At 70.2% G+C, this 24,580-nt stretch carries 23 protein-coding genes, 1 tRNA gene and 1 riboswitch; of the genes, 15 read left to right on the plus strand and 9 right to left on the minus strand.

Features of this window, described 5'->3' with window-relative positions; translation table 11 throughout:
- Nucleotides 1-2: 2 nt before the first annotated feature.
- The 4 genes from HGK68_RS00085 to HGK68_RS00100 are packed head-to-tail and all read left to right on the plus strand — an operon-like array spanning nucleotide 3 to nucleotide 2,491.
- A complete protein-coding gene (locus HGK68_RS00085) occupies nucleotides 3-851 on the plus strand; it encodes a DUF881 domain-containing protein (RefSeq protein WP_246260451.1) in 849 nt (282 codons plus the stop codon).
- Nucleotides 848-1,696, plus strand: coding sequence for a class E sortase (locus HGK68_RS00090; RefSeq protein ID WP_169164128.1), 849 nt, complete (start codon nucleotides 848-850; stop codon nucleotides 1,694-1,696). Before HGK68_RS00085 ends, HGK68_RS00090 begins: the two co-directional genes overlap by 4 nt.
- On the plus strand, nucleotides 1,696-1,857 hold the full coding sequence (locus HGK68_RS00095) for a hypothetical protein (protein ID WP_169164129.1): 162 nt from the start codon (nucleotides 1,696-1,698) through the stop codon (nucleotides 1,855-1,857). Before HGK68_RS00090 ends, HGK68_RS00095 begins: the two co-directional genes overlap by 1 nt.
- Nucleotides 1,858-1,861: 4 nt before the next feature.
- The gene (locus tag HGK68_RS00100; RefSeq protein ID WP_169164130.1) at nucleotides 1,862-2,491 is read left to right on the plus strand and encodes an aminodeoxychorismate/anthranilate synthase component II; all 630 of its coding nucleotides are present in this window, start codon (nucleotides 1,862-1,864) and stop codon (nucleotides 2,489-2,491) included.
- A gap of 147 nt (nucleotides 2,492-2,638) precedes the next feature.
- Here the strand turns inward: HGK68_RS00100 and pknB are convergent, their stop codons facing one another.
- Genes pknB through HGK68_RS00135 form a run of 7 tightly spaced genes read right to left on the minus strand, consistent with a single transcriptional unit; the run spans nucleotide 2,639 to nucleotide 11,480 of the window.
- Nucleotides 2,639-4,669: a Stk1 family PASTA domain-containing Ser/Thr kinase gene (pknB, locus tag HGK68_RS00105; protein ID WP_169164131.1), complete on the minus strand. Its 2,031-nt coding sequence runs from the start codon at nucleotides 4,667-4,669 to the stop codon at nucleotides 2,639-2,641.
- The gene (locus tag HGK68_RS00110; RefSeq protein ID WP_169164132.1) at nucleotides 4,669-5,997 is read right to left on the minus strand and encodes a serine/threonine-protein kinase; all 1,329 of its coding nucleotides are present in this window, start codon (nucleotides 5,995-5,997) and stop codon (nucleotides 4,669-4,671) included. Before HGK68_RS00110 ends, pknB begins: the two co-directional genes overlap by 1 nt.
- Nucleotides 5,994-7,451, minus strand: a complete 1,458-nt coding sequence (locus HGK68_RS00115) for a peptidoglycan D,D-transpeptidase FtsI family protein (protein ID WP_169164133.1) — start codon at nucleotides 7,449-7,451, stop codon at nucleotides 5,994-5,996. Before HGK68_RS00115 ends, HGK68_RS00110 begins: the two co-directional genes overlap by 4 nt.
- Nucleotides 7,448-8,938 (minus strand): FtsW/RodA/SpoVE family cell cycle protein, encoded by a 1,491-nt coding sequence (locus tag HGK68_RS00120; protein ID WP_169164134.1) that lies wholly within the window; start codon nucleotides 8,936-8,938, stop codon nucleotides 7,448-7,450. The genes HGK68_RS00115 and HGK68_RS00120 overlap by 4 nt, the downstream gene beginning before the upstream one ends.
- Nucleotides 8,938-10,269 (minus strand): Stp1/IreP family PP2C-type Ser/Thr phosphatase, encoded by a 1,332-nt coding sequence (locus HGK68_RS00125; RefSeq protein ID WP_169164135.1) that lies wholly within the window; start codon nucleotides 10,267-10,269, stop codon nucleotides 8,938-8,940. Before HGK68_RS00125 ends, HGK68_RS00120 begins: the two co-directional genes overlap by 1 nt.
- 5 nt (nucleotides 10,270-10,274) lie before the next feature.
- Nucleotides 10,275-10,760 (minus strand): FHA domain-containing protein FhaB/FipA, encoded by a 486-nt coding sequence (locus HGK68_RS00130; RefSeq protein WP_169164136.1) that lies wholly within the window; start codon nucleotides 10,758-10,760, stop codon nucleotides 10,275-10,277.
- A 9-nt stretch (nucleotides 10,761-10,769) separates the two neighbouring features.
- Nucleotides 10,770-11,480, minus strand: coding sequence for an FHA domain-containing protein (locus HGK68_RS00135; RefSeq protein WP_169164137.1), 711 nt, complete (start codon nucleotides 11,478-11,480; stop codon nucleotides 10,770-10,772).
- A gap of 198 nt (nucleotides 11,481-11,678) precedes the next feature.
- On the opposite strand from HGK68_RS00135, the gene HGK68_RS00140 reads away from it, so the two are divergent.
- The 10 genes from HGK68_RS00140 to HGK68_RS00185 all read left to right on the plus strand — a co-directional run bounded on the left by HGK68_RS00140 (nucleotide 11,679) and on the right by HGK68_RS00185 (nucleotide 21,420).
- Nucleotides 11,679-11,761, plus strand: a tRNA-Leu gene (locus tag HGK68_RS00140).
- A 945-nt stretch (nucleotides 11,762-12,706) separates the two neighbouring features.
- A complete protein-coding gene (locus HGK68_RS00145) occupies nucleotides 12,707-13,009 on the plus strand; it encodes a hypothetical protein (RefSeq protein WP_169164138.1) in 303 nt (100 codons plus the stop codon).
- Between the two features lie 224 nt (nucleotides 13,010-13,233).
- On the plus strand, nucleotides 13,234-14,013 hold the full coding sequence (locus HGK68_RS00150) for a Hachiman antiphage defense system protein HamA (RefSeq protein WP_169164139.1): 780 nt from the start codon (nucleotides 13,234-13,236) through the stop codon (nucleotides 14,011-14,013).
- A complete protein-coding gene (locus HGK68_RS00155; protein WP_169164140.1) occupies nucleotides 14,006-16,486 on the plus strand; it encodes a DEAD/DEAH box helicase in 2,481 nt (826 codons plus the stop codon). The genes HGK68_RS00150 and HGK68_RS00155 overlap by 8 nt, the downstream gene beginning before the upstream one ends.
- 225 nt (nucleotides 16,487-16,711) lie before the next feature.
- A complete protein-coding gene (locus HGK68_RS16310) occupies nucleotides 16,712-16,924 on the plus strand; it encodes a DUF3892 domain-containing protein (RefSeq protein WP_169164141.1) in 213 nt (70 codons plus the stop codon).
- A gap of 409 nt (nucleotides 16,925-17,333) precedes the next feature.
- Nucleotides 17,334-17,426, plus strand: a riboswitch (TPP riboswitch).
- A 97-nt stretch (nucleotides 17,427-17,523) separates the two neighbouring features.
- A complete protein-coding gene (locus tag HGK68_RS00165) occupies nucleotides 17,524-18,333 on the plus strand; it encodes a 3-oxoacyl-ACP reductase (protein ID WP_169164142.1) in 810 nt (269 codons plus the stop codon).
- Nucleotides 18,330-19,187 (plus strand): hydroxyethylthiazole kinase, encoded by an 858-nt coding sequence (gene thiM / locus HGK68_RS00170; protein ID WP_169164143.1) that lies wholly within the window; start codon nucleotides 18,330-18,332, stop codon nucleotides 19,185-19,187. The genes HGK68_RS00165 and thiM overlap by 4 nt, the downstream gene beginning before the upstream one ends.
- Complete coding sequence (gene thiE, locus HGK68_RS00175) at nucleotides 19,184-19,843, plus strand: thiamine phosphate synthase (RefSeq protein WP_169164144.1); 660 nt, start codon at nucleotides 19,184-19,186, stop codon at nucleotides 19,841-19,843. The genes thiM and thiE overlap by 4 nt, the downstream gene beginning before the upstream one ends.
- The gene (gene thiD, locus HGK68_RS00180; RefSeq protein ID WP_169164145.1) at nucleotides 19,840-20,685 is read left to right on the plus strand and encodes a bifunctional hydroxymethylpyrimidine kinase/phosphomethylpyrimidine kinase; all 846 of its coding nucleotides are present in this window, start codon (nucleotides 19,840-19,842) and stop codon (nucleotides 20,683-20,685) included. The genes thiE and thiD overlap by 4 nt, the downstream gene beginning before the upstream one ends.
- 42 nt (nucleotides 20,686-20,727) lie before the next feature.
- On the plus strand, nucleotides 20,728-21,420 hold the full coding sequence (locus HGK68_RS00185; protein WP_169164146.1) for a DUF998 domain-containing protein: 693 nt from the start codon (nucleotides 20,728-20,730) through the stop codon (nucleotides 21,418-21,420).
- Between the two features lie 36 nt (nucleotides 21,421-21,456).
- Here the strand turns inward: HGK68_RS00185 and HGK68_RS00190 are convergent, their stop codons facing one another.
- Nucleotides 21,457-22,083, minus strand: coding sequence for a hypothetical protein (locus HGK68_RS00190; RefSeq protein WP_169164109.1), 627 nt, complete (start codon nucleotides 22,081-22,083; stop codon nucleotides 21,457-21,459).
- 102 nt (nucleotides 22,084-22,185) lie between these two features.
- On the opposite strand from HGK68_RS00190, the gene HGK68_RS00195 reads away from it, so the two are divergent.
- Nucleotides 22,186-22,818 (plus strand): TetR/AcrR family transcriptional regulator, encoded by a 633-nt coding sequence (locus HGK68_RS00195; protein WP_169164147.1) that lies wholly within the window; start codon nucleotides 22,186-22,188, stop codon nucleotides 22,816-22,818.
- A gap of 69 nt (nucleotides 22,819-22,887) precedes the next feature.
- Here HGK68_RS00195 and HGK68_RS00200 read toward each other — a convergent pair whose 3' ends face one another.
- Entirely contained in the window at nucleotides 22,888-24,495 is a 1,608-nt protein-coding gene (locus HGK68_RS00200; protein ID WP_169164148.1) for a methyl-accepting chemotaxis protein, read from the minus strand.
- Nucleotides 24,496-24,580 lie beyond the last annotated feature (85 nt).

A 24,580-nucleotide genomic window follows, 5' to 3' on the forward strand; every position in this document is an offset into this window, starting at 1 on the left:
GCGTGTCCGAGCAGCACGAGGTGTCAGCAGCGCGCACCGAGCATCATCAGCACCGGGCCAAGCGCCGGAACGGTCTGCGTGGCGCGGTCAGCGTGGCGCTGGTGACGGCGCTGGCCGGTGCGCTGTTCACCGCGAACGCTCGGCTGTCCCACGGCACCAATGAGCGGCAGGCCGTCGACCTGCCCGGGTTGCAGGCGAACGAGGACTCCCGCCGGGAACGCCTCGCGAACCAGGTCGATCAGTTGCGCAGCGAGGTGGACGCGCTGACCGCTCAGCAGAACGCGCAGTCGGGGATCGACTGGTCCTCGGCCGGGATCGCCGCCGACGTCGCCGCCGGTCAGGTGCCGGTGACGGGCGAGGGGCTGGTGGTGAAGCTGGACGACGCGGATCCGAACGGTCCACGGCCGGCGGGCGTGGGGGTGGACGACCTGGTGGTGCACCAGCAGGACCTGCAGGCGGTGATCAACGCGCTGTGGGCCGGTGGGGCCGAGGCGATGATGCTGATGGACCAGCGGGTGATCTCCACCAGTGCCTTCCAGTGCATCGGGAACGTGCTGTCGTTGCAGGGCCGGCGGTACTCCCCGGCCTACGTCGTGACGGCCGTCGGCGACCCGGACAAGCTGCTGGCCGCCCTGAACGCGGACCCGGCGATCCGGGCGTACAAGAGCTGGGTGACCGCGGTGGGTCTGGGCTGGTCGGTGGAGGAACGGTCCGATCTCAGCTTGCCCGCTTACGATGGCCCGGCCGATCTGACCTATGCCAGCGTGCCGGAGGGGACCGAGATCCTGCCGGGCCTGGTCGCCGCCGCAGCTGGATCGGGTGATGCCGACCAGGAGGACTCCGCAGGATGAGCGGCACCCACGCTCCGGTGCCCGGCTTCGACGACGTGTTCGCCGACCCCGGTACCCCGTCCCGACGTGCCCGCCACCACCGGTCCGACGACCGCGGGACCCGGCCGAACCGCCGCGGGTTCGGCGGCTTCGTGCTCGGCTTCGTGGGGGTGGTCGGGGAGCTGCTGATCACCTGCGGGGTGCTGCTGCTCGCGTTCCTTGGCTGGCAGCTGTGGTGGACCGACGTCGAGGGCAACCGTGAGCAGGCAGCGGTGGTCGAGGCGGGTGGCTGGAACGATCCGATCGAGCAGGGACAGGAGACCGGCGGCATCGTCACGCCCCGGTACGACGACCCGCCGGTGATCGAGCAGCCCGAGTACCTGACCACCTTCGCGTCCATGCGGGTGCCGCGCTGGGACGGCGAACCGACCCGGACCATCACCCAGGGCACCGACCGGCCGAATGTGCTGAACCCGCTGGGTGTGGGGCACTACGACGGGGTCGCGATGCCGGGCGGTCTGGGCAACTTCGCCCTCGCCGCGCACCGCACCACCTACGGCAAGCCCTTCAACCGGGTCGCGGAGCTGCAGGAGGGCGACCCGATCGTGGTCTGGACCCAGGACACCTGGTACGTCTACCGGGTGATCGGGTCGGACATCGTCTACCCCAAGGACGTCTGGACCATCCAGCCCGATCCGTGGGACGAGACGGTCACGAACGAGACGGCCACCCGGCGCCTGATCACCCTGACCTCGTGCCACCCGATGTACTCCGCGCGCGAGCGGTACATCGTCTGGGGCGAGCTCGACTACTGGGCGCCGACCTCCGAGGGAATCCCGGCCGAGCTGGAAGGTGTTGAGCTCTGATGTACGGCTGGCTCTGGCGTCATCTGCCCGGACCCGCCGTGGTGCGGGCCCTGATCCTGCTGGTCCTGGCAGCGGCCGTGCTCGCCGCCTGCTTCCTGTGGGTGTTCCCCGAGATCGCCCCGTTCATGCCGTTCAACGACGCCACCGTCGGTGAGGAGTAACCCCGTGGGCAGCCGCATCCTGGTCGTGGACAACTACGACTCGTTCGTCTACACCATCGTCGGATACCTCGATCAGCTCGGTGCTGAGACGGTCGTGGTCCGCAACGACGCCGTGCCGTCCCTGGCGCAGCGCTCCGGCTTCGACGGGGTGCTGATCTCGCCCGGACCGGGGACCCCGGCCGAAGCGGGTGACTCGATCCAGGTGATCCGGGACTGCGCCGCCACCGGCACCCCGATGCTCGGCGTCTGCCTCGGTCACCAGGCACTCGGCGAGGTCTTCGGCGGTACCGTGACCCACGCGCCCGAGCTGATGCACGGGAAGACCAGTCAGGTCGAGCACGAGGGCCACGGGGTGTTCGCCGGTCTGCCGACCCCGTTCACCGCGACCCGCTATCACTCGCTCGCGGTCGTGGACGACACCGTCTCGGACGAGCTGGTGGTCACCGCCCGGGCGAACGGCATCATCATGGGCCTGCAGCACCGCGAGCTGCCGCTGCACGGGGTCCAGTTCCACCCGGAGTCGGTGTTGACCGAGGGCGGCCACCGGCTGCTGGCCAACTGGCTCGCGGTCACCGGTGACGACCAGGCGGTGGCCCGGTCCGCCGAGCTGCGTCCGCTGGTCCGCCAGGACTGACGCTGCTGGTCCGCGGGCGACGGAGCCGGGCGACCACCACGGCTCACCGGGGCCGCGCCTGAACGCGGACGCCGGGTTCGACTCCGTGACGACACGAAGGCCCCGGCACTCATCGCGAGTGTCGGGGCCTTCGTCATGTCGTACGGCTCAGGGGTTCGCGGTACCGCCGCCGTTCCCGCCGCCGTTGTTCCCGCCGCCGTTGTTCCCGCCCCCGTTGCCGCCGCCGTTGTTCGACTGCGGAGCGCCCTCGGACACGGTCAGCGTCACCGTGCTGCCCACCTTCACCGAGGTGCCGGGGCTCGGGTTGCTGGACATCACGTTGCCCTCGGCGACGTCGTTGGACTGCGCGCCCTGGGTGGTCACGGTCAACCCGAGCTGCTGCAGCGCGGAGGTCGCGGACTCGGAGTCCATCCCGACGATGCTGTCCGGGATCGTGACCGTGGTGGGTGCGGTGGCGATCGACAGGGTGATCGTCGTGCCCTGCGGCACCGGACCGGCCGCCCGGTCCTGACCGATGACCCGACCGGCCTCGACCGTGTCGGACTCCTGGGTCTTGATCACCGCCGACAGCTTGAGCTTGCCCAGTTCGGCCTGCGCCTCGTCCTGGGTCTTGCCGGTCAGGTCCGGGAGGTCGACCTGGCCGGAGGCCACGACGATCGTGATCTCGGCGCCCGCGGCGACCGCCTGGCCCGCCGCCGGGTCGGTGCGCAGCACCCGGTCCTCGGCCTGGTCGGGGCTGTTCTCCTGCGTCACGTTGCCGACGGTGAATCCGGCGGCCTCCAACTGGTCGCGTGCCTGCTGCTGGCTCATCCCGCTGACGTCGGGCACCGAGGCGGTGTCCGGGCCGGTGGAGACGTACAGGGTGACGGTGGAGCCCTCGTCGACGGAGGTGCCTTCGGTGGGGTCGGATCGGGTGACCATCCCGGCCGCCACGGTCGCCGATGTCTCCTCGACCCGCTTGGACTCCAGTTTGGCGTCGGTCAGCGCGGCGGTCGCGTCCGCCTCGGCCAGACCCACCACCGTGGGCACCTCGACCTGCGGCGTCGGATCGGGCTTGTTGCCCTGGAGCAGCACCCAGATCAGACCGGCGACCGCGAGGACGCCGATGATGCTCAGGGTGATCCAGAGCCACTTCTTGGACTTCTCCGGCTCGGCCTCGTCCAGATCGGTCGAGGTGCCGACCGGCTCGACGGCGGTCGGGGCCCAGGCGGGCGCGACCGAACCGTCCATCACCTGGGTGGCCTCGGCTGCCTGCGGGGAGATCACCTGCGTGGCACCCAGACCGGCTGCGGCCAGCGCCGGGGCGGCGACATGTCCACCGCGGGCGGCCGATTCCAGGTCGGCGCGGAACTCGGCGGCCGATGAGTACCGGTGGTCGCGCTCCTTGGCCAGTGCCTTCGCACAGATCCGGTCCAGCACCTCCGGGACGTCGGAGGCGAGGGAGCTCGGCGCCGGGGCCTGCTCGCGGACGTGCTGGTAGGCGACCGCGACCGGCGAGTCACCGATGAACGGCGGGCGACCGGTGAGCAGCTCGAACAGCAGGCAGCCGGCCGAGTACAGGTCCGAGCGCGCGTCGACGGTCTCGCCGCGCGCCTGCTCCGGGGACAGGTACTGCGCGGTGCCGATCACCGCCTGGGTCTGGGTCATGGTGGCGGCGGAGTCCGCGACCGCGCGGGCGATGCCGAAGTCCATCACCTTGACCGCCCCGGTGGGGGTCAGCATGACGTTCGCGGGCTTGATGTCCCGGTGCACGATCCCGGCGTGGTGCGAGTACTCCAGCGCCGACAGCACACCGGTGGTGATCTCGATCGCCTCGTCGATCGGCACCGCCTGGCCGTCGCGCAGGATGTCGCGGACGGTGTGCCCCTCGACGTACTCCATCACGATGAACGGCACGTGCTGGACGGCACCGGTCGCGAAGTCGGTGATGGTGTCCTCGCCGGTGTCGTAGACAGCGACGATCGCCGGGTGGTTCAGTGCCGCGGCCGCCTGCGCCTCCCGACGGAACCGCGCCAGGAACGACGGGTCGCGTGCCAGGTCCGAGCGCAGGATCTTGATCGCCACGGTGCGACCCAGCCGGGTGTCGTGCCCGATGTGCACCTCGGCCATGCCACCACGGCCGATGAGCTCGCCGACCTCGTACCGTCCGGCGAGGATCCGGGATCCGTCGTCCACCACTAGGCGTCCTTCACTGTCGTCGTCTGGGCGTCCGGGCCGAACCCGGACACGCGCTCGCGCATCATGTCATTGTCCCCTGCGGCCAGGACTCGGCCCACACTGGTCGTGCTCAGATCGTGATCGAGCGGGAACCGGTCCGCGGAACCGACGATCTTGTCGGCCAGCGCGGCCCCGAGCAGTGCCACGACCAGGACGGCGAGTGCCAGCAGCGGCCAGCGCACCTGCATCCGATCCAGCCGGCTGCGCGGGATGCGGGCGTGCGGGCGGTTGACCGGTCCGCTGCCCCGTGGCGGCGTGTGCTGGCCCAGCGGCCGGCCGGTGCGCGGGTCGAAGGCCGGTGGCAGCGGCTGGTCGGCGGTCATCGGGTTCGGCGTCGCCGCCTGCCCGCGCACCCGGGTTGCCCCGTCGGCGGACGGCCGACCGCGCTCGCTCCGGGGCCGGCCGCCCACCGGGATCGCCGCCGGACGCGGTGCGTCGCTGCCGGGCAGCGACGGCATCCCGGCGGCCGGGGTGCGGGGCACCAGGGCGTCCAGCAGGTCGGCGAGTTCCTCGGCGGTCGCCGGGCGCTCGACGGGGTCCTTGGCCAGCAACCGCATGATGAGCCGGGCCAGCGCCGGGTCGACCTGCGCGGGCAGTGGCGGCACCGCCTGGTTCACGTGCGCCACGGCGATGTCCACCGCGGTCGCGCCGGTGAAGGGCCGCTTCCCGGCGGTGGCCTCGTAGGCGATGATCCCGAGCGCGTACATGTCGGAGGCGGCGCTGGCCGGGCCGCCGACCGCCTGCTCGGGGGACAGGTACTGCGCCGTCCCCATCACCATGCCGGTCGCCGTCATCGGCACCTGGTTGCTGGCCATCGAGACACCGAAGTCGGTCAGCTTCACCTTGCCGGTGGGCGTGATCATGATGTTGCCCGGCTTCACGTCCCGGTGCACCACCCCCGCCTGGTGCGCGACGTGCAGCGCCCGGGCCGCCTGGGACAGGATCGGCAGCAGGGTGCGCGGCGGCATCACCGGGTCCTTGTCCAGGATGTCGCTCATCGGGTCGCCGATGATCAGCTCCATCGCCAGGAACGCGGAGCCCTGCTGCTCGCCGTAGTCGTAGAGCGCGGCGATGCCGGGGTGGGACAGCGAGCCGGCGTTGCGGGCCTCGGTACGGAACCGGGCCAGGAATCCGGCGTCACCGGCGAACTCCTCGCGCAGCACCTTGACCGCGACGTCCCGCTCCAGCGACTGGTCGTGGGCCACCCAGACCTCACCCATGCCGCCGACGGCGATCCGCCGGGTCAGGCGGTAGCGACCGCCGAGCACCACTCCCGCGTCCGGCCTCACTTGTCGATCACCGCCTGGATCACCGCGCGGGCGATCGGTGCTGCCACCCGGCCACCGGTCGCCTCGGAACCGGAGTCGCCGCCGTTCAGGACGATGGCTGCCACGGCCACCTGCGGGTTGTCGGCGGGGGCGAAGGCGGTGAACCACGCGTGCGGGTTCGCCCCGTCGACGCCGGTCTGCGCCGTGCCGCTCTTGCCGGCGACCTGCACACCGCTGATCTGGGCGGCGGTGCCGGAGCCGGACTGCACCACGCCGAGCATCATGTCGGTGAGCTGCTGGGCGGTGTCCGCGGAGACCGCCTGGGAGTAGGTGCTGGGCTCGGTCTGGCTGATCACGTCCAGGTCCGCGGTGCGGACGGTGTCGATCAGGTAGGGGCGCATCAGCTCACCACCGTTCGCGATCGCGGCGGCGACCATCGCCATCTGCAGCGGGGTCGAGCGCACCGACTCCTGACCGATCGCGGTGAGGGCGGTCTGCGCGGCGTTCGGGTCCGCCGGGTAGGTGGAGGTCGCCACCGGCATCGGGATGTCCAGCGAGTCGTCGCCGAAGCCGAACTTCTCCGCCTGATCCCGGATCGCGTCGTCGCCGAGGGTCGCGCCCAGGTCGGCGAAGGCGGTGTTGCAGCTGATCCGGAGGGCGTTCGCCAGCGTGGTCTCGTCGTTGGCGCCGCAGGAGCCGCCGCCGAAGTTCGGCAGCGTGGTGCTGGTTCCGGGCAGCGTGTAGAGCGTCGGCGCAGGCAGCACCGACTCCGGGGTGTAGTTCCCCGACTCCAGGGCGGCGGCCGCCGTGACCAGCTTGAACGTCGACCCCGGCGGGTAGTTCTCCTGGATGGTCTTGTTGCGCAGCGGGTTGCCGTCGGCGTTGAGCAGGTCCTGGTAGGCGGTGTTCGCGGCCGCGGTGTCGTGGGTGGACAGCGCGTTCGGGTCGTAGCCGGGCGTGGAGACCATCGCCAGGATCTTCCCGGTGGACGGCTCGATGGCGACCACCGCGCCCTGCTGGCCGCCGAGTGCGTCCACCGCCGCCTGCTGGGCTGCCGGGTCCAGGGTCAGCTCCACCGACGATCCCTGCGGCTGCGCGCCGGTGACCAGGTCCTGCACCCGCTGCCAGAACAGCGAGTCGGCGGAACCGGTGAGCAGGTCGTTCGCCGACTTCTCCAGGCCCCAACCGCCGTTGACGATGGAGTAGAAGCCGGTGACGGTCGAGTACAGGCCGGGCTGCAGGTAGCTGCGCTGGAAGCCGTAGGGGTCGTCGACCGGCGTCGACTGCGCGACGACCTCCCCGCCGACGATGATCGGCCCACGTGGCTTGCCGTACTCGCGGTAGAGCGTGCGGACGTTACGGGTGTCGTTGTTCAGCGAGGACGCCTGCACGAACTGGACGTAGGTGGTGCCGACCAGCAGGACCAGGAACATCACCATCGTGATGCTGGCCAGACGGCGCAGGGCGGTGTTCACAGGTCACCTCCGTCGGAGCGGCGCAGGGCCTGGGTGGGCTGGTCGTCGGTCGGCGCGACCTTCGGGGTGGCGTCCGCCAGCGCGCGGGCCGGTGCCATCCCGATGCTCAGTCCACCGGCGGGCGTTTGCACGATGTCGCCGGTGAGCACCGGGGCCGGTCGGCGTGCGTCGTCGGAGATGCGGAGCAGCAGCGCGACCACCACCCAGTTCGCCAGCAGCGACGAGCCGCCGTAGGCGAGGAACGGGGTGGTCAGACCGGTCAGCGGGATGATCCGGGTGATGCCGCCCACCACCACGAAGCACTGGAAGGCGATCACGAAGGCGAGACCGGCGGCGAGCAGCTTGCCGAAGCCGTCCCGGACCCCGATCGCGGTCCGCATGCCGCGCTGGCAGAGCACCAGGTACAGCGCCAGCAGCGCCATCAGACCGGTCAGCCCGAGTTCCTCGCCGAGGGAGGCCACGATGAAGTCCGACTCGGCGAAGGGCACCAGATCCGGTCGGCCCTGGCCCCAGCCGGTGCCGAACAGTCCGCCGCTGGCCAGGCCGAACAGTCCGCGCACCAGCTGACCGGAGCCACCGGGGGAACGGTCGAAGACCTCGGGGTCGAGCGCGTGCAGCCAGACGTCGAACCGGGCGGCCACGTGCCCGAAGGTCGAGGCGGCCAGCACCACGCCACCGGCGAACAGCAGCAGACCGATCACGATCCAGCTCAGCCGCTCGGTGGCGACGTAGAGCATCGCGACGAACAGCCCGAACAGCAGCAGCGACGTGCCGAGGTCCCGCTCGAAGACCAGCACCGCGATCGAGGCGCCCCAGACCACCAGGATCGGGCCGAGGTCGCGCAGCCGGGGCAGCTGGAGGCCGAGGATCTTCGGGCCGGCCAGCGCCAGGGTGTCCCGGTGCGTGACCAGGTACCCGGCGAAGAAGATGGCCAGCGCGATCTTGGCCAGCTCGGCGGGTTGCAGCGAGAACCCGAGGGCGCGCACCCAGATCCGGGCGCCGTTGATCGTGGTGCCGAGTCCGGGCACCAGCGGCAGGGCGACCAGCACCAGACCGGCGACCATCGCGGTGTAGGTGTAGCGCCGCAGCGTGCGGTGATCGCGCAGCAGGATCAGCACCAGACAGGCCAGCACCACGGAGATCGCCGACCACGCCAACTGCTTGCCGGCGAACATCTGGGTCATGCCCCGGGCCTCACGGGCCAGGTCGATCCGGTAGATCATCGCCAGGCCGACGCCGTTCAGCGCCACCACTACCGGCACGATCACCGGGTCGGCGTAGGGCGCCCGCCACCGGACCACCAGGTGCACCAGCAACGCGAGACCGGTCATCCCGGCGCCGTAACCCAGCACGTCGGCGGGCAGCTCCTCGGTCGCCCCCAGCCCCACCAGGGCATAGGACGCGATGCCGATCACCAGGGCGAGCAGGAGCAGACCGAGTTCGGTGCCCCGCCCGGCGCGCACCCGGTGCGCCTGGACGGTCGCCATCACGGAGCGTCCGTCGGCTGCGGATCGAGGGAGTCGGTGGCGCTCCGGGTCACCGACGGCGAGGGCGTCGGCTCGGGCTCCGGCGTCGCGTCCTCGGCCAGTGCGTCGACCCGCTCCCGGGCGCGGGCCAACGAATCGGTGTGGATCGTCTGCTCCACCCGCTGCTGGACGTACGGCGGGAGGTCGTCCAGGGCGAGGTCGGTCACCTCGACCACCTCGGAGAAGGTCACCGGGCCGAGGGTCTGCGGGATGCCCCGGTAGATCGTGACCTGGCCGTCGGACTCCCCGACGTAGAACTGGGTCTGCGTCCAGCGGTAGAAGCCGAAGGCGGCGCCGGCCACGACCAGGAGCGCGAGCACCGTGAACAGCCAGCCGCGGATCCGGCGGCGGCGACGGGCACGACGCTCGTCGTCATCGGCGTCGTCGTCCTCCGACGGCTCGGCGACGACCGGAACCCCACCGGCCGGGGTGTTCGCCTGCCGGGACAGCTCGGCGGCCCGGGCCGCCGGACCGTCCGAGGCGGCAGTCGGGGTGTTCCGCGTGGTGGCGGCCGACCCGACGATCACGGCGTTCGTGTTCGGTCCGGCGCCGTCCGGCAGGGTGTCCAGCTCGACCACGTCCGCGACGATCACCGTCACGTTGTCGCCGCCACCGGCACGCAGGGCCAGCTGGACCAGTCGCTCGGCGCAGGTGTCGACGTCCTGGATCTCGTGCAGGGTGCGGGCGATGGTGTCGCCGCTGACGAAGCCGGACAGTCCGTCCGAGCACAGCAGCCACCGGTCGCCGGACCGTGCCTCGCGCACCGACAGGTCCGGGGCGATGTCCGCGTCGAAGTCGCCGAGCACCCGCATGACCACCGACCGCTGGGGGTGGTGCTCGGCCTCCTCCGGCGTGATCTTGCCGGTGTTGACCAGGTGCTGGACGAAGGTGTGGTCGGTGGTGACCTGAGTCAGCACCCCGTCGCGCAGCAGGTAGCCGCGGGAGTCACCGAGGTGCACCATCGCGAGCTTGTTGCCGGAGCGCAGGATCGCGGTCACCGTGGTGCCCATCCCGGCCAGTTCCGGCTGCTCCTGGGACAGCGAGATGATCTCGTCCCGGGCGCCGTCCAGGGCGCGTTCCAGCTCATCCAGTGCGTCGTCCGGACCGTGCGACTCGCCGTCCAGCGGTGCCAGGGCCGCGATCGCCACCGAGGAGGCGACGTCGCCTCCGGCGTGCCCGCCCATCCCGTCGGCGACCACCAGCAGGTGCGGACCGGCGTAGGCGGAGTCCTGGTTGTTCGACCGGACCAGGCCGACGTCGGAGCGGGCGGCGTACCGCAGTGCGATGCTCACGCCGGTTACCCCTGCAACTCGATGACGCTCTGGCCGATCCGGATCGGCGTGCCCGGCCGGACCTCGACGGTGCCGGTGATCCGACGGTCGTCGACGAACGTGCCGTTGGTCGACCCGAGGTCCTCGACGTACCAGAGGCCGTCCTGCTGGAACACCCGGGCGTGCTGGGAGGAGGAGTAGTCGTCGTCCAGCACCAGGGTGCAGGACGGGGCGCGGCCGATCAGCACCGCCGAGCCGCCGAGCGGCAACGTGGTGCCGCGCAACGGCCCCTCGGTCAGCACCAACCGGGTCGGGCCGGAGCGACGGGGCTTGGCAGCGGCGGGTGCGGGAGCGGCGACGTTCGCGTTCACCGGGGCAGCCGCCTTCTGACGACGGTTGGTGATCCGGGTGCCGTACAGATCACGACGCAGCACGCCGATCGCCGACAGCACCAGTGCCCACAGCAGCACCAGGTAGCCCAACCGGAGCAGGGTGACCGTCAGCTCACTCATGTCTGCCGTTCACTCGTCGACCTCGCCGTCGCCATCGCCGGTCCAGAACATGATGCGGGTGCGCCCGATGGTCAGCGTGTTGCCGTCCAGCAGCGTCGCGGCCGGCACCTGGTGCCCCTCCACGTACAGCCCGTTGGTCGATCCGAGATCCGAGGCGACCACACCCTGCGGGGACACCCGGATCTCCAGGTGACGACGCGAGACACCCGGGTCGTCCACCACGATGTCCGCCTCCGAGCCGCGGCCGATCACCGTCACCGGCCCGGTCAGCAGGTACCGCTGCCCGTCGATGTCGATCAGCGGGTGCCGGGGACTCGGCGCGGCAGCTGTCGCCGGAGCGGCAGCGCCCCGAACGGTCGCCGACTTCACCCGGAACCGACCGACCTCCAGGTCCTCGTACTCGTGGAAGGCCACCGTCACCGGGCCGACGAACGCGTAGCGCTGACCGGTGGCGTGGTCGGTCACATTGGCCGCCAGCTCGTCCGCCAGCGCCTCCGCACCCCACGCCTCGACCTGGTCGTAGTCGCCGGGGGACAGCTCGATGATGAACTCGTTCGGGACCACGGTCCGGTCCCGGCCCACCACGGCGGCGCGGTCGTCGACCTCACGCCGCAGCGCGCTCGCCAGCTCCACCGGCTTGACCTCACTGCGGAACGCCTTGGCGAAGGCCGTGTTCACGACGCGCTCGACCCCGTGCTCGAACCGGTCGAGGATGCCCATGTCCACCACCTCTCTGGCCGTCGTCCTCATCGGGCCGCACACCAGAGCGGCGGCGACAGTCTCGGTAGATGGTAGCGATGCGATGCCCACTGACGCGTCATCGGAGTGACGGCGCGCGGGGGCGATTCTGTGCGCACACGTGGCGGTGACGTGCCGATGTGCAGACCACCCCCCAAGCCGTGCTAACTTTCTCTCAGCGCGCGAGTGGCGGAACGGCAGACGCGCTGGCTTCAGGTGCCAGTGTCCGAAAGGGCGTGGGGGTTCAAATCCCCCCTCGCGCACGCTGGGTTGTTCGTCTAAGGACAGCCGAGGTAGTTCAGGTAACCCCTGGCCGGAGTGATCCGGCCAGGGGTTTTCCGTTTGCCGGGTGTGACCTGCGGTTCCGCTCGCACGCTGGTGTGGTGGGTTGCTTGTGGGCGGGGCTGAGGGGCGCTGGCGTGGGCACGCCCACGATGCCCGCTGACCGGTCAGCGAGCTATAGGGGTAGTGCTATTCAGTTCGTCAGGGCCAGGTTGCCGCGCCGGTGGGGGTAAGCCGGGCTGGTTCGGCGGTGTGTGGTCTTGCGGGTCGAACGCGTCCGCCAGGCCGGTCGAGTCGACGATTGCCTCGGCGACCTTCGTGGCCCGCGCGAGCGACAAGTCGCACGCCTCCAGGACATGCTTGGGCAGTGGGACCAGGAGCAGTGGTCCGGTCACCGGCCACCGCCGATCAGCCGGCGGAGTACAGCGCCGTCGCGGCGCGGGACGAACTTCTTGAAGTCCTCCCAGCCCTTCAACGTCTTCACACCAGCCAGGTGCTGAAGCTCGGAGATCCGCACCCCGCCGTGGACAGCTCGACCACCACGTGGTCCGCAACCGGGATGGTAGGAGTCGGGTGCGACATCATCACTGACGGTGCCGGCCGGTTCTGTGACTGGTCACGCGCCACCGACCCGCGGCACGGATGGTGGAGTTGCGCCACGCCGAGAGGCGACTGCTCGCGAAGAAAATGAACGTCTCTCCTGAGGGAGCTGCGTCGGGACCTCGTCTACGCCAGGACAGAGCTGGACGCGGTCGTGGAGTACGAGCTCGTGAAGTCGACGAAGAAGGGCGACGTGCAGTTCGCGCTCGGTTCGGACTCAAGCATCGCAAACCAGTTCACGAGGCTTGAGGCTCTCGAGGCCACCCCGACCTGCATGCTGAAACGGGAAGACCCGACGACGTACCCCCTCGGCGAAGGCTTCATGTTTGCTGGAGTTCGTGATCACGGACGTCGAGCACGAGCGGCCGGCAGGGCAGCCGACCCCCGGTTGGTACATGGCGACCGAGTACGTGCGGTGCCGCACGATCTCTCCCGACACAGGGCCGAGGGGTGGCGACGTGCTGAAGATCGACGACGTCGGAACGCTCTCCGCAGGCGGCTTCGCCCAGCTGGTCTGCAGCGTCCTTTTGGGTTCGAGAGGTGTCGCGACGGCGGCACTCCGCATCCTGCCCGGGGTCCCCACGACCACGAACGTCGTCGTCGCGGTCGACGAGCGAACTAGCAGATAGCTGGTCCTGATCGGGTGAACGTCAGCGATGTGGGCGACGAGCGAAGCACCGAGGGTCGCCGGTGTGAGCGGGTCCGGGGCGCAGTGATTGCCGCCGAACCGGCCGCACTCTAAACCTGATGAGATGGTGTATCACCCGTTTGCGCGCGACACGGCATTGTCCAGGGCTGCTAGCCCTGCCGTTGGTGTCATCGGTCATAGGCTGCGCGCGTGCAGGGTATGCGAGTGGAACTCGACAACGACGTCGCTGTCGTGATCGTCGACGAGGTCAGCGAGCAGCTGGGTGTTCAGTTGCGAGACCGCCTGGCTGCGTACTGCTTCGGGTCGGCGAACGTCGCCGACGACGCCGACTACTACTCGTTCGAGCGCACGATCAAAGAACTCCTTGTCAGGTATGACACCAAACCGCACGAGACGAAGATCGGCATGGCTGGCGAGCTCCTCGTGCACGTGCTCGTGCCGCACACCCACCCGAACATGTCGAGTTCAGCGGTGTTCCTCAACAAGGAGGAGCGCAGCATCAAGAAGGGATTCGACCTCACCTTCCACGCCACCGCCGACGGCTCCGTCTGGTACGGCGAGGTGAAGTCTGGCGTCGTGAAGGGCACCCAGCTGGCGGACGAGAAGTCCGTGGACCTCCTCAAGACCGCAGCGGCTGACATTGCCGACAAGCTCGGCAAGGGGGCGCAGCGGTCCCGGTGGGACTCCGCGGTCGCCGACGCAGTCTTGACGCTCGAAGCGTCCCAGGCGGCCTCTGCGAAGAAGCTGCTCCGCAACGACGCGACCGAAGCGGCAGCAGGAAAGTTGAAGAACAAGAATGTCCTGGTGGCAGCGGTCGTCATGCACGAGATCGGGCACTGCGAGATCAGCGGCGCTCATGTCCGCCAGGCGGTGTCCTCGTTGAACTCCACCGGACGGTTCTCGTCGGTCGCGGTGTTGGTCGCCCAGCAGCATGAGATCGAGACGCTCCTGGACCACCTCCGTGAGGCCGGGGCCAGTGTCTGAACAAGTTGATCTGACCGTCCGCAAACTGCGTCACGCGAGCAACCTCGAGGGCTCTGACTTCCTGCGCCTGTACCAGCGCTTGATGCGCCACGAGCAGATCCCAGAGCACGAGCTGGTCGCGGTTCTGCGATTCGCGGTGCTGTTCCTGAGATCCACGGACGAGGTTGTCTCCCGCCTCGGGTACCGGATGATACTGCAGTACGGTGAGCTCACCGGGGACTACGAGCCGCTGCACGCCGTCGCCCGCGAACGGGACCTGATCCCGGTGGTCGCGGCCACCGAGCGGCTGAACCCGGACCTCAGATCACGCGAGAGCTTCCAGTCGATCCTATTCGACGCGCATGCGACGAACTTCCTGACCGACGAACCGGACGGGACGACCCTCCGACGGACGCGCGGTCAAATGGAGCTGCGGGATTTCAACCTGCGCGAGCCGCGCGCGATCATCGTCGCACCGACCTCGTACGGCAAGTCCGAGATGCTGATCGAGAAGATTGTCCGCCGGCTGGACGCGGCCACGTGCGTGATTGTGCCTAGCCGGGCGTTGATCGCCCAGACGCGCCAAGTGATTATCAGCGACCCACGGATCCAGGCATCGCGCATCCGGGTGCTCACCCACCCGGACGCGTACACAGGCGAGGAGCGGTTCGTCGCGGTGATGACCCAGGAGCGCCTCCAGCGGCTGTTCGCCGACCACCCGGACCTAAAGCTCGACCAGCTCCTCGTCGACGAGGCCCACAACCTGCTGCCTCAGGGCACCCGCCCGATCGACCTGTCCCAGGCCATCTTGATCGCTAGCGGCCGTAACAAGGACCTCGCGATCACGTACTACACGCCGTTCATGGCGGAGCCCGACATGCTTCGGCACGTCGGCGGCGCTGACGTGCGGGCCAAGTCCCGTGCGGTGAACGAGCACGTCAAGGCTGAGCGGCTCGTGCACGCCGAACCTGGTTCCCACGAAGAGCTCTACGACCAGTTCCTGGATCGGATGATCCCGCTCGGGCGATCCGTGCCCTCCGACGAGGTCGACGCGGTCCTATCTAGGGCTGAGCATCGCACGCTCGTGTACGTCAACCGTCCCCGTGACGCCCAGCACCTCTCGCTGCGGATCGCGCAGCGACGCGGGGCCGTGGTGATGTCGGTTCAGGCGCAGCGTGCCATACGAGCCGTCGGTGACCTCATCGACCCCAGGTACTCGTTGATCACCGCGATCAAGTCCGGGGTGCTGTTCCACCACGGGCAGATCCCTGACGTCCTACGGCAGTACATCGAGATGCTGTTCCGCACCGACCGTTCCGACGAGCGGCGCCTGCTCGTGACGACATCGACCCTGCTGGAAGGCGTCAACACGCCCGCCGACTGCCTGGTGCTGATGACCCCCGCCCATGGCCGTGGGTACTTGTCCCGGTCGGCGTTCCGGAACCTGATCGGTCGGGTTGCCCGATTCCGGGAAGTGTTCGACCCGCGCAGGGAGAACCTCAACCTCCTGCAACCGCGGATCTACCTCGTGCCGTCCAGCTATGCGCGAAGCAACTGGAACGTCAGTAACTTCCTCAGCCGGGTCGCGAACCTCGCCCGCTCCGTCGAGGACACCGTCGCCAACCCGTTGCTCGAAGCGGCCGGCGACTCCGACAGCCGCGCTCGCGAGCTCGAGTACCTCAACAACATCGAACCGGACCTCGTCCAGGTGCCGGACGCACGCTCCGCCGAGACCGAGGTAGGCGTCCTGTGCTTCCGCAACGGTGTGCGGGACTTCGACATCTTCGACTTCGAGCACGAGATCCAGGCCCGGGTCGACCGCATGCGCCTGGAACCCGTTCTCGTCGATGTGCGGTCCGTGATCGACGCGGTCTGCGACGTGTTCCTTCGCGGTGTCGAGCTCGACGATGGCGACGACCTCGGCCGGATTCAGCAGCACGAGGAGGCCCGGAAGTTCTACAGCATGTTCCTCGGCTGGCGTACCCGCAACGAGCCGTTCAAGCTCCTCATCGCTCACTTCGTCGCGTACTGGAACCGGATGGACCAGCCGTTGGCGTACGTCGGGTCGAAGTGGGGTGAGGAGACGTACGGGGACGGTGTCCTCAAGCTCTGGGTTGACATGAGGCGCAAGTCCACCGCGGGCAAGATCAACCTCGCCGTGGTGCGCATCAAAGCCGAGCAGGACTTCGTCGACTTCCGGCTGATGAAGTACGTCGAGATCCTCAACGCACTTGGCTTGATCGACCTGACTCTGTACCAGCAGATCAAGTATGGGACCGCCGACCCGTACCTGATCTGCCTGCTCCGCAACGGGTTTTCCCCGGAGCTGGCTCGACTCGTGAGCGATGAGTACTCCGACCTCGTCGTCGTCGACACGGACGGCGAGCACGTGTCGGTACTTCCGGAGCTCCCGGATCACATGAGTCAGGACGACCAGAACGATGTGCTCGTCTACGAGGCGCGCACGCTCGTGAACGTCGGCCTGTCGATCTGAGCTTGCGCGCCGCGCCGAACTGGTCCGTCGTTCCGCTGCAAAGAACTTGAGCTCCGAGCCGGTCACAGGGTCGCCGCCGGTTGAGCTGTGTGCGTACGGGGCGTAGGACTCGCCGGAGCACAGGGAGAGGCCGCTCAGCAAATCCGATCGTGGCACGCGAAACCGCCTCTTCGTGCCGGTTTCGCGTGCCACGATCGGAGTGCGCGCTCTAATCAACGACGCCACGTGCGGTGGGTCGGCATCGAGAACGGCAAGGTCGACTCGAACGCCAAATCCGTGGTCGTCGAATGGATCGACAAGGGCGGCGCGGCGTTCGTTGGCACCGGGACGTCGCAGGTCCCAGTGGTGACCGTGAATCCGAGCGGCGGCACGCCCTACCTGCGGACCCGGGCTGACAGGCAGTGGACCAACAACCTCGTCTCGCTCCCCGAGTTCTGAACCAAGACCAACGGTGGCGTGGTTTGAGACCGAGGGTCAAAAGTCGAGCACGTTCTGCAACGGCGGTCGGGTGCGCCCGATTCAGCTGCAGAACTATGAGGACGTCGTCGCGCATGTCCATGGTCGCGCCCGCCCTTCGTGGCGCGGTCAAGTGCGTCAGCAGCGGGCTAGCAGCCCGGCTTGTACACATCATCACCTCCAGCCTGTACTCAGCCACTGACCGGTAGATGCGCACCACGTGGTGGGAAAGTTAGCCGAACAAGGCACGCTAGTGATAACGGGAAACCCCCGGTCGGAGAGACTCCGGCCGGGGGTTTTCTGCGTGCGGGTCCCGGGGGGTCCGCGCGCCGGCGATCCCGGCCGACCTGCACGATCCGGGCCCGCGGGGACAGAACGCCCCTATGCTCGAGGCAGTGACACGGGGTGCCGCCTGCGGCTGAGATCACACCCGTCGAACCTGATCCAGATCATGCTGGCGAAGGGAATGTCCGTGGCTGACAGCGCGCGCTCGACGCTCGACCGGGTCCGACGGTCGAGGCGACGTTCGGGCTGCCCCTGGCCGACCTTCGTCGTCGACCGGAAGGCCCCAGATGAGTGCCATGACCTCCTCGCATCCCCTGACCGACCCGGCTACGCGAAGGGGTGCGCCGGGCCTCGCTGACCAGGTGGTCCTGGTGACCGGCGCCGGGCGCGGGCTCGGCCGGGCGATCGCGCACGCCTTCCTGCGCCAGGGTGCGCGAGTGATCGTGGACTTCCGCGTCAGCCGGGACGGCGCGCAGGAACTCGCCGACCGGTTCCCCGGTCGGGCGCTGCCGGTGCAGGCCGACGTGCGGGAGCGCGAGCAGGTGGACGCGCTGTTCGAGGCGGCCCACCGTGCGTTCGGCGATCCGGTCGCCACGGTGGTCAACAACGCACTGGTCGACTTCTCCTTCAACGGAGACGCCCGGGCCACGGCCGACGCGATCGACTTCGGGTCGTTCTCGGCACAGTTCAGCGGGGCGGTGCAGGGCGCACTGAACACGACCCAGGCGGCGCTGCCCGGCTTCGACCGGCTCGGGTCGGGACGGGTGATCACCATCGGCACGAACCTGTTCCAGCACCCGGTGGTGCCGTACCACGACTACACAGCAGCGAAGGCGGCCCTGCTGTCGCTGACCCGGACGTTCGCCGAGGACCTCGGCCCGCGGGGCGTCACGGTGAACATGGTCAGCGGTGGTCTGTTGCGCACCACCGATGCCAGTGCGGCCACCCCGGAACCGGTGTTCGAGGCGATCGCCGCCGGGACGCCGCTGCGGTCGGTCACCACGCCGGCCGAGTTCGCGGACGCGGTGCTGTTCTTAGCCTCGCCCTGGGCACGGGCGGTGACCGGCCAGAACCTGGTCGTCGACGGCGGGTTGGTGAAGGGATGACCCGGCGGACGAGCGGTCAGATCCGTGCCGAACAGCTCGTCGACACCTGTGGAACGCTGCTGGCGGCGGTCCGCGACCGGGCCCCGTTGGTGCAGTGCGTGACCAACACGGTCGTCACCGGGTTCACCGCCAACGTGCTGCTGGCACTGGGCGCGGTTCCCGCGATGGTCGACATCCCGGAGGAGGCCGGAGCGTTCGCCGGCGTGGCTGACGGGGTGCTGCTCAACCTGGGCACCCCCTCCGCGGAACAGCGCGCGGCGATGCGGGAGGCGGCTGCTTCCGCGCGGGGTGCCGGCACGCCGTGGGTGCTCGATCCGGTGGCGATCGGTTCGCTGCCGGTGCGCACGGCGCTCGCGCACGACCTGGCGGCGATGACGCCGACGGTGGTCCGAGCCAACGCCTCCGAGACCCTGGCGCTGACCAATGGGAGTGGCGGTGGTCGGGGGGTGGAGGCGATCGACGGCCCGGAGGCGGCGTTGATCGCGGCCCGGCCCTTCGCGCGGGACCGGGGGATCGTGGTCGCGGTCTCCGGACCCACCGATCTGGTCACCGACGGCGAGCGGACGATCGCGGTCGCGAACGGGCACCCGCTGCTCACCCGGGTGACCGGTGCCGGGTGCGCGCTCGGAGCGGTGGTCGCCGCGTTCTGCGCGAGCGCCGGGGACCGGTCCGCACTGGAGGCGGCGACAGCGGCGCACGTGGTCGTCGGGATCGCGGCGGAACGCGCGGCGACACGGTCCGCCGGGCCGGGGAGCTTCGCCGTCCAGTTGCTCGACGCCCTCGACGCGGTGGACCAGCAGGAGGTCGCCGACCGGGCCCGGGTCAGCGTGCTCGCCGGAACGGAGGCGGCATGATGCCCGACCTGTCGGTGTACCTGGTGACCGATGTCGCGCAGTCGGCTGCTGCGGGGCGTGACCTGGTCGACACCGTCCTGGCCGCCGTCCGGGGTGGCGTGACGACCGTGCAGCTCCGCGCGAAAGACGCGGAGGCCGCAGACATGCTCCAGCTGGCCGAGGAGCTCGCCCGCCGGTTGCCGACGCACGTGGACGTGCTCGTCAACGACCGGGTGGATGTCTATCTGGCGGCCCGTGCGCGCGGGGCGCGTGTGGCGGGGGTGCACATCGGGCAGCGCGACCTCCCTCCGGTCGCGGTCAGGGAGATGGTCGGTCCGGACGCCGTGATCGGGCTGAGCGCGAGCAGCAGGGCCCAGATCGCCGAGGCGGCCAGCGGTGCGGGCCGGGTCACCTATCTCGGCATCGGGGCGGTGCATCAGACCTCCTCGAAGCCGGACGCGCCGCCGGTCCTCGGGATCGCCGCGGCGGGGCACCTCGCATCGGTGTCGTCGCTGCCCGCGGTGGCGATCGGCGGCGTCACACCGGAGGACGTGCCCGCCCTGCGCGCGGCGGGGTTCGCCGGAGCCGCCGTCGTGTCCTGGATTTGTGCTGCACCCGACGCCAGGGCCGCCGCTGCCGAGCTCGCACGGGCCTGGGCCACGCCGGAGCACCGATGACCGGGACGACGCGGCTTCCACCGCGCCCGACCTGCATCCCCCGGGTGCTCAGCATCGCGGGGACGGACCCCTCGGGCGGGGCGGGCATCCAGGCGGACCTCAAGAGCATCGCCGCGAACGGTGGCTACGGCATGGCGGTGGTCACCGCACTGGTCGCCCAGAACACTCGGGGGGTCCGCAGCGTCCACGTCCCACCCGTGGCGTTCCTGGCGGAGCAGCTCGACGCGGTGAGCGACGACGTCGAGATCGATGCGGTGAAGATCGGCATGCTGTTCGACGCCTCGATCATCGAGGTGGTCGATGCCTGGCTGCGCCGCGTCCGCCCGCCGGTGGTCGTCCTCGACCCGGTCATGGTCTCGACGAGTGGTCATCGGCTGTTGCAGCCGGAGGCCGAAGAACGGATGCGCGCCCTGGTCGGCCTGACCGGTCTGGTGACGCCCAACCTGGCCGAGCTGGCGGTGCTGGTGCACGAGGACGTGGCAGCGACCTGGCGCGACGCACTCGACCAGGCCCACCGATTGTCCGCCGCGTACGGGGTGCCGGTGCTGGCGAAGGGGGGCCATCTCGCCGGTCCGGACGCCCCCGACGCGCTGGTGGATGCCGAGACCGGCACCGTCGACGAGTTCCCGGGGGATCGGATCGCGACCACCCACACCCACGGGACCGGGTGCTCGCTCTCCTCGGCCGTGGCCACGCGTCGCGTGCAGGCGCCGACCTGGTCGGAGGCGATCCGTCCGGCGAAGGCATGGCTGCTGCAGAGCATCGCCGCGGCCGACGACCTGCGCGTCGGGCGCGGGAACGGCCCGATCTCGCACTTCGCCGGACTCTGGGCCGCCGGGTGAGGCCGGGACGCGGCGGACAGCCGGTCGTGCGACAGTCTGCGCATGAGCGAGACGCGGTGGCGGGTGGCCGGGTGGTTGCTGCTGCTGGGGGCGATCGCCTACACCGGGGTGCCGTGGGAGGCGCTGCTGGGGTTCCCGTTGGACCCGGCGGTGGCGTTCCAGTCGGAGCTGGCGGCCAGCGATCAACCGACGCGGGTGGTGTTCGCGCTGAGCGACGGGTTCGCCGGAGTGGCGGCGGTGGTCGCGGCGGGGCTGCTGTGGTGGGGGCGGCCGCGGCTGGACACGCGGTGGGCGCGGTTGGCGCCGATCCCGGTGCTGCTGTTCGGGATCGGGACCATCGCGGATGTGCTCAGTCCGTTGCCGTGCGCGCCGTCGGTGGACGCCGGGTGTGCGGAGGCCGATGGGGTGGCGAGTGCGGGGACCGCGCACTCGGTGACCAGCCTGATCGCGACGACGGCCCTGATCGCGCTGGCGGTGTTGCTGGCCGGGCTGTTGATCGGGTGGCGTCGTCGTGGCGGGCGGGTGTCCGTCGGTTGGTGGCTGCCGGTGCTGCTGTACGCGGCGACCAGTCTGGTGACGGCAGGACTGTCGATCGCTGACAACCTGGGTGCCGACCCGACCGGACTCGGCTGGTGGCAGCGGGCACAGACCGCCTCGGCGAGTCTGTGCTTGGCGGTGTTGCTCCCGGTGCTGCGGCGGCACCACCGGTCGGGGCGCACGGACACCGCGGGCTGACCTGCGCCGCCGCGGGCCGAGCGGCGCGAGGTGACCTCAGTCGCGCAGCTCGGCGACGTCGACCGCCACCCCGATCACGTCGTCCACCGGCATGTCGGCTGCCTCGGGCACCGTCAGCATGGCGCCGGTCGCCACGACGGTGACGGTTCCCCTCGGGTAGAGCACCTGCACCGAACCGACCTCGCCGAGGGTCTCGCCCTCGCCCAAGATCAGGATCCGACCACCCAGGGTGGCGGCACGGGGGTCGTCACTGACGCCGGGCACGGTGGCCAGTTCGTCGGCGGACCAGGTGGTGCCGTCCACGGTGACGCTCAGGGTGGCGTAGGCGGTGAGGTCGGTGGAGGCGGAAGCCACGGCGTCGTTCACCCAGACGCAGCTCGTGCTGGTGGCGTCCTCCGAGGAGTCGTCGGGGGAGAGGGCGAAACCTGCGGTGATCGGTGCTGCCAGAGGCTCGATCTCGGCGCAGGTGATCACAGCACCGGCGGAGTCGGTGTCGGCGTCGGTCTCCGCGGCGGTGGGGGCGTCCTCGGCGGCGGTGGCCTCAGCGGCAGCCGGTGCGGCAGGGGCGGGATCGGCGGCGGGTGCGTCCTCGGCGGAGCACGCGGTCAGGGCGAGGACACCGACGACGCCGACGGTGAGGAGCAGGCTGCTGCGGCTGGTCATGGGCACAAGCTACGCACAGGAGTGCGCGGCCGAACACCCTCGTCTCATCGCTGGGACCTGCACGGTTGATCGTTCGGCTCCATGCCGTCCTAAGCTCCGCCGGTGGACGAGGACAGTGCAGCCACTCGGCTCGCCGAGGCACGACGCGAGACCCTGCTCGACGCCGCGGTCCAGGTGATGCGCTCCGGCGGGGTGCGAGCAGCGACCACTCGGACCGTGACCGGGACCGCGGGGCTGCCGCTGGGTGCCTTCCACTACTACTTCACCGCGCAGGACGACCTCTACGCGGCGCTGCTGGAGCGGGAGATCCGACGGGCGTTGATCTCGGCGTGGATCGCGGTGGGGGAGCAGGGGCGATCCGCGGAGCTGATGCGACCGGACGCCGGACTGGAGGCGGCGTTCCTCGGGTATGCGGCCCACCTGCGCCGGGACCCCGGCTATCAACTGCTGATCCACGAGCTGATCGCGGTGGTCGCCCGCCGCAGCCCGGCCACGGCGAGCAGCACCCGCCTGATGGTGCTGACCAGCGTGCAGGACATGATCGGTCAATGGAGCCAGAGCCGGGGGTTGTCCTGGTCGGTGCCGCTGGACGCGGTCGCCGGGCTCGTGGTCGCCACCGCCACCGGGATCGCGCTCGGCTGGCTGAGCACACGGGACGACGCCCAGGCCGACGCCACCGGACGCGCGGCGGCGCAGGCGCTGGCGTCCCTGTGTCAGGGGCATCGGGGGAGCTGATCCCGGCGGCGCGGCGGTCGACCCACCGCGCCACCGGGTCGGGAGCGTCATCGAGCGAGGTGACCCCGATCAGACCTTGAAGATCGACGCCTGTTCGCGCATCGACTCCGCCATCCGCGCCAGCTCGTTCACCGCCGAGTCGACCTGCACCAGCGCCTGGGTCGAGGCGTCGGCCGAGTCGGCCACCGAGGCGATGGTGGCGGCGATGCCACCCGATCCGGTCGCCGCCTCGGTCACCGAGCGGGAGATCTCCGCGGTGGTCGCCGTCTGCTCCTCCACCGCCCCGGCGATGGTGGTCTGGTAGGAGTTGATCGAGTCGACCGTGCGGGTGATCTCCTCGATGGCCGCCACCGCCGCATGGGTGTCGTTCTGGATCGCCTCGACGCGCCGGGCGATGTCGTCGGTGGCCTTGGCGGTCTCCTGGGCCAGCTCCTTGACCTCCCCGGCGACCACGGCGAAGCCCTTGCCCGCTTCACCGGCCCGGGCTGCCTCGATGGTGGCGTTGAGGGCGAGCAGGTTGGTCTGCTCGGCGATGGAGGTGATCACCTTGACGATGTTGCCGATCTCCTGGCTGGAGGTGCCGAGCTGCTTGACCTGGTTGTCGGCGGTGGCGGCGGTCGCGGTCGCGGCGGTGGCGACCTTCGCTGCCTCCGTGGCGTTCTGCGCGATCTCCCGGATGCTGGCACCCATCTGCTCGGCCCCGGCGGCGACGGTCTGCACGCTGCGGGACACCTGCTCGGCGGAGGCCGCGACCGACCCGGCCTGGGTCGCCGTCTCCCGGGAGCTCGATGCCACCTGGGTGGAGGACGCGGACAGCTGCTCGGTCGCCGACGCGACGGTCTGGGATGCCTCGACCACACCGGCGATGGTGCGCCGGAGTCGGTTCAGCGCGGAGCCCAGGGCGCGGGCCATCCGGCCGATCTCGTCCGCGCCGCGCACCGACGGCGGGGAGGTCAGGTCACCGGCGGCGACCGCGTCCAGGGACTGCTCGACGGCGCGCACCCCGGTGAGCACCTGACGGATGACGGCGACGGCGATGCCGCCGACCACCAGCAGGGCGACCACCAGTGCCACCCACACCGCGATGACCGACTGCCGGGCCAGCGCGGTGCCCTGATCGGCGATCTCGTCCGCGCGGGCACCCGCCTCGTCCGACGCCTGGTCCAGCAGCTTGTCCGCGTCCTGACCGGCCTTGAGCAGATCGGAGTTGGCCACATCGGCAGCGGTCGGGTCGTTCGCCTCGATCAAGGGCAGGTAGGTGTCCTCGGCGACAGAGCGGTACGCGTCGATGGAGGCAGCGATCTGGTCGTCGACGTCGCTGAGTTCCCACTCCGCGTCCAGGGTGCCGATCAGATCGTCGATCGTGCCCTCACGGTCGGCGATGGTGGCGAGATTCTGCTGGATCTGCTCGGCATCGCTGGAGGCCATCCGCACGTAGGCGAGTCGCTGTGCCGTGAAGGCCTGCTGCAGATCGGCGACCGCGACCAGCGGCCGGACGCCCTCGGCGTACATCGCGTCCTGCTGGCTGGACATCGACAGCAGCCGCGAGGTCGCGACCCCGGCGATGGTCGCCGCGACCAGCGCCAACAGTCCGATCGTGCCGCCGAGTTTCACCACCAATGAACGGTCGGCGAACCAGTGTCTCGGCTGGACTGTCTCGGACTCGGGGTGGGACATGCCGTCTCCTCGGTGGGGCCGCTTGGTCATCCGACCTGATCGGCGAAAACCCGAAGGGTGGTCGGAATAGTCGGTGTGAGGCGGA

Source organism: Cellulomonas taurus (assembly GCF_012931845.1).
In the GTDB taxonomy this organism is placed as follows: domain Bacteria; phylum Actinomycetota; class Actinomycetes; order Actinomycetales; family Cellulomonadaceae; genus Cellulomonas; species Cellulomonas taurus.

Coding starts and splice junctions, on each gene's coding strand:
- HGK68_RS00165 (WP_169164142.1), top strand. CDS start 17,524: ATGACCTCCTCGCATCCCCTGACCGACCCGGCTACGCGAAGGGGTGCG.
- HGK68_RS00120 (WP_169164134.1), bottom strand. CDS start 8,938: ATGGCGACCGTCCAGGCGCACCGGGTGCGCGCCGGGCGGGGCACCGAA.
- HGK68_RS00200 (WP_169164148.1), bottom strand. CDS start 24,495: ATGTCCCACCCCGAGTCCGAGACAGTCCAGCCGAGACACTGGTTCGCC.
- HGK68_RS00190 (WP_169164109.1), bottom strand. CDS start 22,083: ATGACCAGCCGCAGCAGCCTGCTCCTCACCGTCGGCGTCGTCGGTGTC.
- HGK68_RS00130 (WP_169164136.1), bottom strand. CDS start 10,760: ATGAGTGAGCTGACGGTCACCCTGCTCCGGTTGGGCTACCTGGTGCTG.
- HGK68_RS00090 (WP_169164128.1), top strand. CDS start 848: ATGAGCGGCACCCACGCTCCGGTGCCCGGCTTCGACGACGTGTTCGCC.
- HGK68_RS00185 (WP_169164146.1), top strand. CDS start 20,728: ATGAGCGAGACGCGGTGGCGGGTGGCCGGGTGGTTGCTGCTGCTGGGG.
- thiM (WP_169164143.1), top strand. CDS start 18,330: ATGACCCGGCGGACGAGCGGTCAGATCCGTGCCGAACAGCTCGTCGAC.
- HGK68_RS00095 (WP_169164129.1), top strand. CDS start 1,696: ATGTACGGCTGGCTCTGGCGTCATCTGCCCGGACCCGCCGTGGTGCGG.
- thiD (WP_169164145.1), top strand. CDS start 19,840: ATGACCGGGACGACGCGGCTTCCACCGCGCCCGACCTGCATCCCCCGG.
- thiE (WP_169164144.1), top strand. CDS start 19,184: ATGATGCCCGACCTGTCGGTGTACCTGGTGACCGATGTCGCGCAGTCG.
- HGK68_RS00135 (WP_169164137.1), bottom strand. CDS start 11,480: ATGGGCATCCTCGACCGGTTCGAGCACGGGGTCGAGCGCGTCGTGAAC.